The organism is Desulfovibrio gilichinskyi (assembly GCF_900177375.1).
Lineage (GTDB): Bacteria > Desulfobacterota > Desulfovibrionia > Desulfovibrionales > Desulfovibrionaceae > Maridesulfovibrio > Maridesulfovibrio gilichinskyi.
In genome coordinates this window covers 1-13176 of the sequence record NZ_FWZU01000005.1, presented here as the reverse complement: position 1 = coordinate 13176, position 13176 = coordinate 1, and the positions used below count along the sequence as shown (strand labels likewise).

The window sequence follows — 13176 nt, the reverse complement described above, 5'->3', positions numbered from 1 at the left end:
CAATTTAAAGTATAGGAACCTCCTATGTCCAACTCATGGATACAGGCGAAAATGCCGGAATTTGTTCGCGACACATTTAGGGATTTCTGTCTGGCAGGCAGTGCTCTAGAAGAACAGTTTGAAACTTTCGACAGGGAACGCAGCGTAAGTTTTGAAGTTCTGAACGATTTGATCGGAACAGCAATGAATAAAGGTCTTCTTTGGCGGCTCAAAGACACTGCCCATCTACTTTTCCGCAATACGCCTGAAGATCCGCTGTCCGGCAGGTTTCTGGATTGGGGGCTGGGATATATTTTCCACGAAGCCTTCAAGCTCAGAGAGGATTCTTATCAAAATTTAAACTATGCTCCTCTTTTTTCCAACCTGAGAGGAAAAGATATTGCTCTGCCTGAATCTTCAATCGGACAGGATTTTGTTCAAGTTGTTGAACAAACTGAAGAAAGTATGGAGCGTGAAATCAGCCGCATCAGATTTATTATAGCCAGATGCAGAAAACTTTTGCCTATATTTCTTAAAGATCATAAAGAAAATGCATTGTTAGGAAGACTGATTTACTCACAAAATCATCTTATAAGAGAGGTTTTCCGCGACGAATACGATTACCTTGTAGAAACAATTTATGCAGAAGAGCCTGAAATGCTTTATGTTCTTGCTGCAAGAAGCTTAAGACTCGGCGGATGGATGGAAAAAGCGATTGACGCAACAAAACAGGCATATAAATTAAACCCAAAAAATCACAATGTATTGCAAGAAAAAGAAATAGTTGATAATTGGACAAAAAGAGTTAAAGTTTAACTCAATTGAAATTAAAGAAAACGTGTTTAAATTTCTATCATGTAGAGGAGGCCTCTAAAAATGAAAAAACTTATTTTGCTAGCCGCAGTTGTTTGCCTGATGTTGTCAGTAGGCTGTGCTAAAAAACAGGTTGCCCAGGATGATGTTGTTGTAGTTGAGGAAACTGAAGTTGTAGTTACTGAGGATCAAGCAGTGCCTCCGACTCCAATGGAAATTTATGAAGCTGAATACAGTAAGCTTCCTACTTCTCATGTTGTTACAAAAGGTGAATGCCTTTGGTGGATCGCTGAATACCAGCAGGTTTACAATGATCCTTTCATGTGGCCGCTCATCTATAAAGCAAACAGAGATCAGATCAAGAACCCTGACCTGATTTATGCAGGACAGACTCTTGAAGTTCCCCGCACTGGTTACAGCCTTGATGAAGTTAAAGCAGCTCGCAAAGAAGCAGGTGCTTCTTGGAAAGCTCTTGAGCCTAAGCAGGACGCAGTTGTCCCAGGCGAAATGAAAGCAGCTCTCGGTTATCTCTAATTCGAAGATAGCTTTTATTCTGTTGGTAAAACCCGGTTTCCGTTAAACGGAAACCGGGTTTCTCTGTTTTATAGCCACACAATAATATAAACTTAAACTTTTGCAGCCTGTCAGGCTGGACTTAAGTAGATACAGCAATTATGAAACATAAACCTTTGTCCTGAATAAGATAAGCTAAGCTGTACATTGGAAATAACTTTTTTTCTTTTCCGGAGGATCAAATGAAAAATTTTATAGTCTGCTTTTCTGCGGTACTGCTTCTTTTCACAGCAGGTTGTGCTAAAAAGATAATCCACTCTTCACGGCCGCTGTCACAACCTAAAATTGTGCACAGGGATACTCCGAACAGAGTTAATCCAGTGCTGAAAATTGATCCTTACACGATTGACGGACGAACTTACGTACCGCACCTCACTTCCAAGGGATATAAAGCTGTCGGGCTTGCCTCATGGTATGGAGATGATTTTCATGGTCGCACTACCGCCAACGGTGAAACTTACAATATGTATGCAATGACCGCAGCGCACCGAACTCTGCCGATGGGCAGCATGGTGGAAGTTACCGACCTTCAAACCGGCAAAAAAGTTATTGTACGCGTTAATGACCGCGGTCCGTTTGCCGACCCGGACAGAAGAATTATAGACCTTTCCTACGCAGCCGCATCAAAACTCGGAATCAGCAATAAAGGGATTACCAGCGTAGAACTCCGCTCCATTAATGATGTTAATGCGGAACCGATGAACGCGTCTGAAATAGTAGCCTCAACAGCGGCTCCTCTTGCTTCCGCGGTGCGGGAAGAAACGTTGCTGGCTGAACCTGCAGTTGCTGATATTTTTATGACAGAAACACCTGCACAGAATGCAAGCTACTTCATTCAAGTTGGTTCGTTTACTGAACAGGACCGCGCTGAGTCCATTCTGGAAAGTCTTCGCAAGGAAGGCTACAATGAATCAAGAATGATGGAAGTCACTGTGAACGGTGCAACGTATATAAGAGTTCAGGCAGGACATTTTGCTTCACTTAACGCAGCAGAAGAGGCTTTGAATTCTCTTAGAAATGAATTTTCAGACTTATTCATCGTTACTGAATAGAAAAAGCAACAAGTTAAGGGGCCCGAATTATTAGTTCGGGACCCTTATTCAATTGTAAGAGGCAAGACCGCCTACCAGCAGCTGAAAAAACGGTTGCTAGTTAAGTTCTGACCTGAACTTGCGGGAAAGTCTGAAAACAACAACTTTGCGCGCCGGCAAGGTTATTGATTCATTCGTCTGAGGGTTGCGCCCTTTTCTTGCATTCTTGTCATAAGCTTCAAACTTTCCAAAACCGCTGACCAGCATTGCATGGTCGCTTTTGATAGCCTGTTTCATAATGTCAAGGATGCTTTCAACCAGATCTTTGATTTCCGCTCTATTCCGATCGGTTTTCTCATAGATGTAATCAACTACACTGGCTTTAGTAAGAGTGTTTCCGTTAGCCATTTCCTCTCCTCCGGTATCCCCGGCCCTGTGTGGTCAGGGGCGGCGGTTTTTAAGTTGTCCACTGTATTCCTACAGCAGCGATACTAGCTAAAACGATATCTCTAGGATAAATTAACTATCAATTTACTGATCTTATCATCTTTTCTATCTTTTGGGCAAGAGCCGAAGCTTCATCCATATTATCATATTCACTTTGTTTCCAAAGCTTAAATCCATCATTTTTAAAACGAGGGATGAGATGAAAATGAGCATGAAAAACCAGCTGCCCGGCGGCGGCGTTATTGTTCATGAGAATATTCATTCCATCGGCTCCTGTAGCTTTAACAATAGCATCACCGACCACTTGCGCAGCCGTCAAAACTTCCGCCCCGAGTTCTGCTGGAAAATCCCAAATATTCTTATAATGGTTTTTAGGGATAACCAGAGCATGCCCCTTGTTAACCGGCCCTATATCCAAAAAACTCAAAATATTTCCAGTTTCATAAATTTTAAAACAAGGGATATCGCCAGCAACGATTTTACAAAAAATACAGTCTTGATTGTTCATATTAATTAATGTTGAAATACATGTGTTGCGTGTTAAGAGAAATCATCTTAAACGAGTACACCTCGCTTCACACAGATAATTTTATTAAATATTTACCTAACCATCTTTTTTTAATCAAGCTAATTTATTAAATAAAGGTATGATTAACGCTTTTTTTTTAAGGAACACCCGAAAAAATGAGTTGTCTTCGCCTAAATCACCCCGAACCGAACCGCCCGAAAACCCGTATCTGGCCTATCTTTATGCCGTTTATGGGCTGTCCGGCACGTTGCGTATACTGCTCACAAGAAAGACAAACTGGTACTGCCGCTAAGGGATTAAACAAAATATATCAAGCTATTACCGAAGAAATACCATCTTTTTTTTCAAATTCAAACCGTAAACCTCTTGAATTAGCTTTTTTCGGCGGAACTTTTACTGCTCTTCCTATGGAATGGCAGGTTCGATTTTTAAACGCTGCAAAAAAACTTAAAGAAAAAGGTTTCATCACAAAAGTAAGATGCTCCACCAGACCGGATTGCATCGATTTTGATAGCCTCAAAGCACTTTCTGAATGCGGACTGGATATGGTTGAACTCGGTATTCAATGTTTTTCAGCTCACACACTAAAGAGATCAGGTAGAAACTACACTCCTGAAACAGCTGTCAAAGCATGTGAAACCGTCAAAAAAGCCGGACTTTCCCTTGGCATTCAACTTTTACCGGGTTTGCCAGGTTCCAAAGAGGGTGATTTTCAAACTGATATTGATAAAACTATTTCTCTCTCCCCGGATGCTGTAAGGATTTACCCCTGCCTCACTGTAAAAGGGACTGCGCTAGAGAAACTATACAACGCAGGCAAATACGCCCCTTGGAGTTTAGAAAAAACAGAAGAAGAGCTGTCAACCGCACTATTAAAACTTTGGACTCATAAAATTCATGTCATCAGATTAGGAGTTGCTTCTGAGGATGGATTTCAAAGTAATATAATAGCAGGCCCAGCGCACCCTGCGCTTGGGCAGATAATACGATCTAAAGCACTATATTTATTTATTTTAAAAAATTTAGCTTCTTTAAATTCAAAATTAAAAAAAATTGTTATTCCATCGAAATACTCTGGAGAATTCTGGGGGCATAAAGGTTCTCTTAAGCCGCTCTACGCACAATTTAAAATTACCCCAGACAACAGTAGCTTCAGTAATGAAGATATATTTAAATTTTATACTTAAAAAGTATAAAATTTTTTAATGTTTATACTTCTTATTAACAATTATTCCTGTTAATAATCCCAAGCTACTACTTGCCCAGAATTCATTGATTAGCTCTTTCAGAAACCGATTCAATGGGTTAATATAGTTTAAAGTAACAGGAGATTAATATGAGTGCGCTTACAACAGAAGAAAAATACCGTAATTATATTCCCAAAGAAAGCCGTGATTATTTGGAAAAATTATTTTCCGAATTTGATAAAGTTGTTTCAATTGAAGTTTACACTAAAAAAGGGCTTCATGACGACTACAACAAGTTTACTCTTGATCTGTGCCGTGCTCTCGATGTTTTTACGGATAAGATTGAACTGCATGAATATTCACTGGATTCTGACATGGCTCGCAAGCGGAGCGTGGATACAACTCCGACAGTCCTGATATCCCCAGAATTATATGATATCAGATTTTTAGGAGCCCCCGCCGGTGAAGAGGGCAGGGCCCTTATTGAATCACTGCACCTTGCTTCGCTAGGGCCGTCTGCTGCTTCAGACAGTACAAAAGAAATTCTGGCCAAGCTGGATTCTGACCGACAGATTAAAGTATTTACCAGCCCTGCTTGCCCCTACTGCCCCGGACAAGCCATAAACGCATTTAAAGCCGCTGTAGCCAAACCTGATAAAATATCTGCATGGTGCATATCGACCATGGAAAACACTGATTTAGCTGAAAAACACAAAGTAGGATCAGTGCCGCACACTGATTTTAATAACAAAATTTCTTTCATAGGCCTTGAAGCCGAAGAAAAATTTATGACTCAGCTGCTTTTCCTTAAACCACTGGATGACATACTTAAAGAACAACGCGAAAATGGGAACGAATCGAAGCAGGAAAAGGATGAAGTCTACATTGATTTGGTAATTATAGGTTCCGGTCCGGCAGGAATGAGTGCAGGGATATACGCTAAGAGAAGCGGTTTAGATTGCGTAATCATTGATAAACAAGGCGTAGGCGGACAAATCGCCTTAACTCCAAAAGTCGAAAACTATCCCGGATTTGCGCGTATTCAAGGGTTAGACCTTGTTGAAATACTCAGTGCCCATGCACGTGAATATGCTGAAATAAGACAATTTGTTGAAATTTTGGATATTGAATACGGAGAACTTATTAAAATTGTAACTGACAAAATAACTTACCACGCTAAAGGTATCATGCTCGCAACCGGGGTAAAAGTACGCATGCTTGAAGTACCCGGTGAAAGCAAATTCTACGGGCATGGAGTCAGCTATTGTGCCATGTGTGACGGCAATTTTTATCGCGGCGGAAAAATTCTCATTGTCGGCGGAGGAAATACAGCCCTGACGGACGCTCTCCACCTGAAAAATCTCGATGCCGAAGTAACCATAGTCCATCGCGGAGACTCTTTCAGAGGCGAAAAAGTGCTAAAGGATGCTGTAAAAAAGGAAGGAATTGAAATTTTATGGAATTGCGTCATCACTGAAGTACTCGGAGAGGATCACGTTGTTGGAGCAAAAATTAAAAACACAAAAGACGGCTCTGTATTTGAGAAAGAAGCAGACGGCGTTTTCGTTGCAATAGGACAAACTCCGAATACTGTTCTCGCACAGAAATTAGGTGTTAAACTTCGCGATGACGGATTCATAGAAGTAGACAGTTCTCAGCGCACTAACCTTGAAAGAGTTTACGCTGCTGGAGATGTAACAGGTGGAGTCCGTCAGATTATTACAGCGACAGGACAGGGAGCAACTGCTGCTTTAGCGGCATTTGAAGACTTCAGCCGCATTTATACTGATGAGAGCGAACCTGTTAAACATATTTGGTAAATATTTTTAAAGCTATTGCGCAAGCATGTCTTCGCGCACACTGATAAATGCGCTAAATTTTCGGTGCATGACAGCTCCTTATTTACCTATGAATGAATGTAGAATCATCTTCACATTACTTCGTACAGGCAGTTTTGAAAAGAGCACCCCGTAAAGAGGTGCTCTTTTATTATTTACGCTTCGGTTTTAATTTTATCAGCTTCATCACCGTTCAAGTCTGGTTTACTTCCTTCGCTTTTTTCAAAGACATCGTCATTTATCCCGCACTCATCAGTTTCATCGGCATCAGTTCTACTTTTCAAACCTTCGTCTTCGTCAGTTTGCGGTTTTTCGCTTTTAACACAATCAGTTGCCGGGGAATCAGACTCTCTAGACAACTGCTGATCCTTACCAAAATAATCGTCGCTAACCTCATTACGAATTGCCGTAATACTAAAGACTTCACCCTTCTGTAAAAGATACAGAATACGATTAAGCAGATCACGAATAGCCGTAGCGTAATCTTCTACTTCACCGCCGGCCTGTTGGTTCGCCTCCGCAAGATCTTTGAGGCAATTCATAATGAGCTTTGCCTGTGGATTATCCCTAACCCCGAACAACGTTGCGAGCATGGCGGCATCACCTGCTCCAAGCCCTACAGCCATCAGTGAATATATTTGGTATTCAGCGGTTATTGTATGGGAAGTAATACCGTCAACAACGGCTATAAACGGGCCATCTTCTCCAGATGTATCTTCACGTTCAATAACACGCCGCCATAGTTGCCTGAATTGCACAGGCAGCCCCGAATCGGTTATAACTTCAGGAGTTAAGCTTCCATCACTGTATTGCTGAAATAGATTCCGATTTAATATGCTCAGCCTTGCATCTTTTGCCTTCTTAGCCGTTGCTTCTTGCTGAAACTTATCCGCGCGGAGCATTTCCACCAATTCCTGCTGCATTGCAGGATCAACAATATCTTCAATATTTGCGGCGACTTCTTCGTCAGATAATCCCCTTAACGACGCATATTCCTGCTTAAGATTCTGATTCCAAGCTAACGGTTTAAGTTTTTCCACAAGCTGTGCATAAGCTTCCTCTGAAAAACGGTCTTGCCAGCTACTTGCTACTATTAAAGCCGAGATGGGGTCTTTGGACCCGATAGATTCAATTGCTCCGGCAAACATCGCCTGCTTTGCACTGCTTAAACGATGATTCAGAACTTCGGGATCACTGCCACGATAAAGTCTCAAAACCGCACCTTCCAAAAGATGTTCGCCATGCGCAAGGGTGGCAAAATCAGGACTGAGGTTTACTGATTTAAGCACGGAGTCAATGGTATCGCGCGCGGTTTTATCCTTCCAGTTCTGATATTCCTGGCTTTGATGCTGAGCAACAAGGTTAATCGCTGTTTTCCTTCGGGAATTCAAAAGAGCTGTCAGCCTTGAGCGTGCTTCGTCATCTGGAAGTTTATCAAGCAACTTTCCGCCTTCTTCTGAGAAATAGTCATTCACTTCATTAGTTGCGTTTTGCGCAGCATCTGCCTGTTGCTGCATAACACCTGTTTTCGGTGAATTTAGAATCTCCTGTAATCCCGTCTCAAAGGAATTATAAGCTTCCAGCACACGCAGGTCCCGTTCTTCATCCTGCCGGTCATGAGCACGCCTTATAAGCTCAGGAGCTATGTCCTTCCTGCTAAGCAACAACTCAACCTCAGGACTGACACGGCTTGATCTGCCATCCGGTCCCAGAATATCACTTCGCCCCTGCTTAGCTGAAAATTTACCCATACCACCTGCTGAAATTTTAGGCATCCGTTACTCTCCTGTTAACATGTTAAATATTAATAAAACCACTGTTGAAACAGGAAAGTAACTGGCAGGGCGGACATGAATAAGCCGACTCATGTCCGGGTGATGGTGTTTTGGCAAAAATTCTTTTAATTTATAAAAATAAATATTAATCACTCAGTAAAAGCAATCAATTCTATACTGTTAAACGTAATATTAACTGAGTATGCATAGGATCTTTATGAATGAAATTTTAATCGCACTGCTGATAGGATGCGCCGCTGGAATAATTGATATTGTCCCGATGATTAAACAAAAGCTTAGTAAATTTTCAATATGTTCAGCTTTTGCTCAGTGGGTCGTTCTAGGTCTTGTCATTCCGAATACAAGTATGTTCGGACTGACAAGCTGGCTGAACGGGCTTGTCGTTGCGGTACTTTTTGCGTTGCCGATAGCAATACTGGTAATGGAGAATGATAAAAAGTCAGTGCCTATAATATTAGTGATGTCTGCTATATTGGGTAGTATTGTGGGGTTAGTGGGATTTAAGTTAGGATTGTAAGCAGGAATATAAAACAAAAAAATCCCGTTGAAGCGAACTTCAACGGGATTTTTTAATAAGCTTAACTTAGCAGTACTTACTTTTTACAGTCCGCACTTAGCTATGTAATCAATCAGGTCTGCAACGCGGCAGGAGTAACCCCACTCGTTGTCGTACCATGCGTATACTTTAGCAAGGTTTCCGCCCTGAACAACTGTGAAATCAGCTTCCACAATACTGGAGCGTGGGTCAGCAAGGTAATCAGAAGAAACAAGCGGTTCTTCGGAATATCCGAGAATTCCTTTAAGTTCGCCTTCAGAAGCACTCTTAAGCACAGCTTTAAGCTCTTCAGTTGTAGTGTCTTTCTGCAACACTGCAACAAAGTCTACAAGAGAAACTGTAGGGATAGGAACACGTACGGAGTACCCTTCAAACTTGCCTTTCATTGCAGGAATAACCAAAGCAACAGCCTTAGCTGCTCCTGTGGAGGTAGGAATCATATTACATGCAGCGGCGCGGGCACGTCTAAGGTCCTTATGCGGCTGGTCAAGAATACGCTGGTCATTTGTGTAGGCATGAACGGTGGTCATAACACCTTTTTCAATACCGAACTTTTCATGCATAACTTTTACAATCGGTGCAAGGCAGTTGGTTGTACAAGATGCATTTGAAATAATATTATGTTTGGCAGGATCATAGTCTTTATGGTTAACGCCCATAACGACTGTGATATCTTCTCCGGATGCCGGAGCGGAAATAATAACTTTCTTTGCTCCGCCTTCCAGATGCTGAGCGGCTTTTTCTCCGGTTCTGAAAATACCGGTACACTCAATAACAACATCTACGCCGCATTCTCCCCAAGGGATTTTGCGAGGATCACGTTCTGCAAAGTTCTTAATGGTAAAATCGTCACCAACCTGCATGATGTTACCATCAACAGTGATTTCAGGCGGAAATTTACCGTAATTTGTATCTCTGGAACAAAGAAGTGCATTTGTTTTAATATCGAAAAGGTCGTTTACTGCAACAACTTCGATAGTATCCCGATGCCTTTCCCAAATGGTTTTAAGAACCTGACGACCAATTCGTCCGAATCCATTAATACCTACTTTTACTTTACTCATATCAATATCCTCATAAAAGGAACGGATCAGTCGTCGACCCGGTAGATGTAATCGTTAGCGAGTTCGCTTGCTCTCTTGAGTGCATGGAACATACGCGCATTTTCCAAAGCAAGCCCTGAAAGATCTGCAACGCATCTAAGGAAATCAAGTTCATCGTCTGAAAACTCACGTTTTTCAGCTGAATAAACTCTGAGCACACCGATAACCTTTTCACCGCGAGCAGTCAGTGGAAGAACAACCAAAGAAACGAGTCCTTCTTTTGCTGCTTCCTCGGGGTACTGGAAACGATCATCGTTACGAACATCGGCAATGCTTAAAATTGCGCCCTTCAAAACTTCCTGATCAATACGACTTTTAGAAACTTCAACAGGCCCTTTTTTCTCGTATCTTTCACTTAGGCCGTATGAAGCATCCGCTAAGAGGATCTCTCCACTACGATCAAGCAAACGAATGAAACATCCTTTCAGTTCCATTTCCGTGGCAACCTTTTCGGCTATCCTGGAAAGAACTTTCTTAGGTTCCAAGCTGGAGTTAATGGCTCTGGTAATCTCATAAATCGCTTTGTAGAGTCTGGTTTTACCCATTTCTCAAACCTACCTTGTTTTAAATTTCTTAAAAAAGACCGACTTAAAAGAGTGCGGCGCTTCAATCTTTAAAACACGTCAAACTTCATTATTAGCAATCTAGCATAGCATGCCAGACATTGCATTCAAAAAAAGAAAAAGAGTTGGAGAAAAAACAGTATGATGTTCAATTTTGAACATCTAACCTTAAAAACTAGATTCACTATAGTTCATAATGTTGCATATCGAAAGTTGAAAAGCAAAGCCTTTCGCACTTTTTTTAAATTTATTTTTTACATCTGAGGGCGTTGAGAAAACGGGATCGCAAAGTTTCACTCATAAGTCCTCTTTTGACTGGAGAAAGTTTAAGAAAACCTCCAAGGACGGCGCGCATAAAGGATTCACTGCGACTGTTAGGATTATCAAAAATAAGATTTTGCAGGGTTCCACGTTCAAGGGATTGCAGGATTACACGCTCAAAACTGTCTTCAGGATGGATAACTTTCTGTGCACGTTTATCCATTTGCAACGCTCCGGTCTTACACTTTAAAGCACAGACCCCGCAGCCAAGGCAAAGCTTCTGATTGATTTCAGCATATTTTTTTATCTTAGAGGAAGAGGCTGAGTCAGAGTCAGATTTTTCAATCATAGTAATCGCATCAATTGGGCATGCGCTGGCGCAAAGCCCGCAACCAGCGCAACCTTCAAGATCACATTTTGCAATAAAGGAGGAAGAAACAAGCATTCCCGGATAGCCGGAAAATTTTATCCCCTGCATAAGGTTGCAACAACATCCGCAGCAATGACAGATGAATCCTGCATTATGTTTGACGTTATCCGTAGAAAGAGTGAATCCCATATCTTTAGAACGGGCCAGAATATCCTCCATTTCAGAGCGCGAAATCTCACGGGCAAACTTATTGCGGATTAAAAACTGAGCAGCGTCGCCCATTGAGGTACAAGTCTCAAGAGTTACATCACACCCCTGCTTGCCGAGATGCATTTTTTCATGACGGCATGAACATAGCCCGACTGCAAACAGATTCTGCTGTTCAATCAGAGCTGAAGCTTTTTCATAATCAAGAATTTCAACGTGATCTACATCGCGGATAGTTTCTTCATGCGGCAATGCGCGCATTACTGAAATTTGCTGACCGTCACCGAAATTTGCGTCAATAAAAGATCTATCGCCGAACATATAGCTTTGAAATAACTCCGCCCACTTTTTGGAATCAAGATTTCCGCCGGTACGCATCATGGTAAATTCAAAAAATCCGATCACAAACGGGCTGATCATATACAGATATTCATCTTTCTCCCACATATCGCAAATCAGCCCTTTACAGCACATATCTTCAAGCATGGGCTGAAGCTTTTTCTGATCAATTCCTGTAAGTTTTACAATGCGGGAAAGACTTGAAGGGCGATAAGGCATACGGACAATAATATCCGCCTGGGCCGGTGAGTAAAGAGATTTCAGGAGCACATGCAAGGATTCAGACCAAGGCATGCGAACAGTGGTGTTATCTACTTTTTGGCCTAACTGCCGATAAATATCTTTTCCGATGATATGTCCCATGAAAAAGAATTACCTTGAGACGTATAGGTTAGCAAGCGGCAACGGGTTACTTCAAAAAGAACTCAGAAATATATTTACAGGCTGTAAACAGAATAACGGCTGCAAGCATCCATTTGATACTCTTGGCAGGAAAAAACTTCTGACATCGTGCGCCAAGATACATACCCGCCATCCCGCCGATACCGAAAAGAATCCCCAGCATCCAATCAGGCGCTATAACCATATTGGGATAAAGAGGCGCAATAGCCTGATAAAAAATTACCCCAGCCACCGAAGTAACAAAAGTTCCCATAAGAGCGGCACCGGCTACGGTATAAACAGGCAGCCCGAAGATAGTTACAAAAAACGGCGCAATTATTGATCCGCCTCCGATGCCGTAAATACCGCCTACTACTCCGACTATCAACGATAGCGACATCAGCCCGATAGTCGAGCAGTCGTAAACTTCACCGTAAAATTCATAACTGACACGAGTCGTTGAAAATTTAAGCACCCGCACAGTCGGAAGCTTTACACCTTCCTCACTTTTACTGGAGTGGTCTTTAACAAGTTGCTGAAACTTTTCTTCGGCATCTTTATTACGGCTCTTGTCTTTTCTGAATATATTTAAAACTAATTTAATTCCGATCCACAGCAATACTGTTGAAGCAAAAAGCTTAAATGCAGCCGGATCAGGTAACCATTTAACACGAATGATCGCTCCGACAAGTACGCCCGGCAAAGTTCCCGCAATAACGACCACAGTCAAAGGCCAAACCATGCGCCCTTCGCGAATATACCGTAAAACTCCTGACGGGATAGCTACAATATTGAAAAGCTGATTTGTCGCTGAAACAGACGGAGAAGTATAACCGAGAAATGAAACCTGAAATGGCATCAGCAGAAATGCTCCGGAAACGCCCCCCATGGAAGTAAAAAAAGAAACAACAAAAGCCACCAATGGTGGAATAAAAGGATTTACTTCAATTCCTGCAACGGGAAAATACATATATTAAGACTCACTTTTCAGATTAGGTACAGCTAATTGAAAGATCAAAAATATAAATAACCTACACGCTTTATACGGTTGATATCATGCCTTGTGCTTAACAGACAACTATCAATGCATGTTGATAATATCACTCCCCGGACCTGACTCGGCTTATTCATGTCCGCCCTGCCCTATATCCTATGCTTATTCAGTTAAGGATAGCTTAATTAAATTCAGAACAGGTCTGTGTT

General features: G+C 41.8%; 13 protein-coding genes. 6 read left to right on the top strand and 7 right to left on the bottom strand.

Annotated elements, in window-relative coordinates; translation table 11 throughout:
* Nucleotides 1-24 precede the first annotated feature (24 nt).
* The 3 genes from B9N78_RS14050 (at nucleotide 25) to B9N78_RS14040 (ending at nucleotide 2417) form a co-directional block, all read left to right on the top strand.
* Nucleotides 25-795, top strand: coding sequence for a hypothetical protein (locus tag B9N78_RS14050; protein WP_085103393.1), 771 nt, complete (start codon nucleotides 25-27; stop codon nucleotides 793-795).
* A 60-nt stretch (nucleotides 796-855) separates the two neighbouring features.
* Nucleotides 856-1326, top strand: a complete 471-nt coding sequence (locus tag B9N78_RS14045; protein WP_085103391.1) for a LysM peptidoglycan-binding domain-containing protein — start codon at nucleotides 856-858, stop codon at nucleotides 1324-1326.
* Nucleotides 1327-1547: 221 nt separating this feature from the next.
* Nucleotides 1548-2417 carry a septal ring lytic transglycosylase RlpA family protein gene (locus B9N78_RS14040; protein ID WP_085103389.1) on the top strand — a complete coding sequence of 290 codons (870 nt, stop codon included), beginning with the start codon at nucleotides 1548-1550 and terminating at the stop codon, nucleotides 2415-2417.
* A 96-nt stretch (nucleotides 2418-2513) separates the two neighbouring features.
* Here B9N78_RS14040 and B9N78_RS14035 read toward each other — a convergent pair whose 3' ends face one another.
* A complete protein-coding gene (locus tag B9N78_RS14035) occupies nucleotides 2514-2804 on the bottom strand; it encodes an integration host factor subunit alpha (RefSeq protein ID WP_085103387.1) in 291 nt (96 codons plus the stop codon).
* A gap of 118 nt (nucleotides 2805-2922) precedes the next feature.
* Nucleotides 2923-3351: an HIT family protein gene (locus B9N78_RS14030; protein WP_085103385.1), complete on the bottom strand. Its 429-nt coding sequence runs from the start codon at nucleotides 3349-3351 to the stop codon at nucleotides 2923-2925.
* A gap of 176 nt (nucleotides 3352-3527) precedes the next feature.
* Between B9N78_RS14030 and B9N78_RS14025 the strand changes: the two genes are divergently transcribed.
* Nucleotides 3528-4559, top strand: a complete 1032-nt coding sequence (locus B9N78_RS14025; RefSeq protein WP_085103383.1) for a radical SAM protein — start codon at nucleotides 3528-3530, stop codon at nucleotides 4557-4559.
* A gap of 149 nt (nucleotides 4560-4708) precedes the next feature.
* Nucleotides 4709-6379 (top strand): FAD-dependent oxidoreductase, encoded by a 1671-nt coding sequence (locus tag B9N78_RS14020; protein WP_085103381.1) that lies wholly within the window; start codon nucleotides 4709-4711, stop codon nucleotides 6377-6379.
* A gap of 173 nt (nucleotides 6380-6552) precedes the next feature.
* Here B9N78_RS14020 and B9N78_RS14015 read toward each other — a convergent pair whose 3' ends face one another.
* On the bottom strand, nucleotides 6553-8172 hold the full coding sequence (locus B9N78_RS14015; RefSeq protein WP_085103379.1) for a hypothetical protein: 1620 nt from the start codon (nucleotides 8170-8172) through the stop codon (nucleotides 6553-6555).
* A gap of 217 nt (nucleotides 8173-8389) precedes the next feature.
* Between B9N78_RS14015 and B9N78_RS14010 the strand changes: the two genes are divergently transcribed.
* Nucleotides 8390-8710, top strand: coding sequence for a hypothetical protein (locus B9N78_RS14010; RefSeq protein ID WP_085103377.1), 321 nt, complete (start codon nucleotides 8390-8392; stop codon nucleotides 8708-8710).
* A gap of 83 nt (nucleotides 8711-8793) precedes the next feature.
* On the opposite strand, the gene gap is transcribed toward B9N78_RS14010, so the two are convergent.
* From gap to B9N78_RS13990, 4 genes are all read right to left on the bottom strand, one after another.
* Nucleotides 8794-9813, bottom strand: coding sequence for a type I glyceraldehyde-3-phosphate dehydrogenase (gene gap / locus B9N78_RS14005; protein WP_085103375.1), 1020 nt, complete (start codon nucleotides 9811-9813; stop codon nucleotides 8794-8796).
* Between the two features lie 26 nt (nucleotides 9814-9839).
* A complete protein-coding gene (locus tag B9N78_RS14000; protein ID WP_085103374.1) occupies nucleotides 9840-10397 on the bottom strand; it encodes a GAF domain-containing protein in 558 nt (185 codons plus the stop codon).
* Between the two features lie 265 nt (nucleotides 10398-10662).
* Nucleotides 10663-11955 carry an ATP-binding protein gene (locus tag B9N78_RS13995; protein ID WP_085103372.1) on the bottom strand — a complete coding sequence of 431 codons (1293 nt, stop codon included), beginning with the start codon at nucleotides 11953-11955 and terminating at the stop codon, nucleotides 10663-10665.
* 46 nt (nucleotides 11956-12001) lie between these two features.
* Nucleotides 12002-12943: a sulfite exporter TauE/SafE family protein gene (locus B9N78_RS13990; RefSeq protein WP_085103370.1), complete on the bottom strand. Its 942-nt coding sequence runs from the start codon at nucleotides 12941-12943 to the stop codon at nucleotides 12002-12004.
* Nucleotides 12944-13176: the final 233 nt, after the last annotated feature.

Coding starts and splice junctions, on each gene's coding strand:
- B9N78_RS14020 (WP_085103381.1), top strand. CDS start 4,709: ATGAGTGCGCTTACAACAGAAGAAAAATACCGTAATTATATTCCCAAA.
- B9N78_RS14000 (WP_085103374.1), bottom strand. CDS start 10,397: ATGGGTAAAACCAGACTCTACAAAGCGATTTATGAGATTACCAGAGCC.
- B9N78_RS14040 (WP_085103389.1), top strand. CDS start 1,548: ATGAAAAATTTTATAGTCTGCTTTTCTGCGGTACTGCTTCTTTTCACA.
- B9N78_RS14010 (WP_085103377.1), top strand. CDS start 8,390: ATGAATGAAATTTTAATCGCACTGCTGATAGGATGCGCCGCTGGAATA.
- B9N78_RS13995 (WP_085103372.1), bottom strand. CDS start 11,955: ATGGGACATATCATCGGAAAAGATATTTATCGGCAGTTAGGCCAAAAA.
- B9N78_RS14035 (WP_085103387.1), bottom strand. CDS start 2,804: ATGGCTAACGGAAACACTCTTACTAAAGCCAGTGTAGTTGATTACATC.
- B9N78_RS13990 (WP_085103370.1), bottom strand. CDS start 12,943: ATGTATTTTCCCGTTGCAGGAATTGAAGTAAATCCTTTTATTCCACCA.
- B9N78_RS14030 (WP_085103385.1), bottom strand. CDS start 3,351: ATGAACAATCAAGACTGTATTTTTTGTAAAATCGTTGCTGGCGATATC.
- B9N78_RS14015 (WP_085103379.1), bottom strand. CDS start 8,172: ATGCCTAAAATTTCAGCAGGTGGTATGGGTAAATTTTCAGCTAAGCAG.
- B9N78_RS14045 (WP_085103391.1), top strand. CDS start 856: ATGAAAAAACTTATTTTGCTAGCCGCAGTTGTTTGCCTGATGTTGTCA.
- B9N78_RS14025 (WP_085103383.1), top strand. CDS start 3,528: ATGAGTTGTCTTCGCCTAAATCACCCCGAACCGAACCGCCCGAAAACC.
- B9N78_RS14050 (WP_085103393.1), top strand. CDS start 25: ATGTCCAACTCATGGATACAGGCGAAAATGCCGGAATTTGTTCGCGAC.
- gap (WP_085103375.1), bottom strand. CDS start 9,813: ATGAGTAAAGTAAAAGTAGGTATTAATGGATTCGGACGAATTGGTCGT.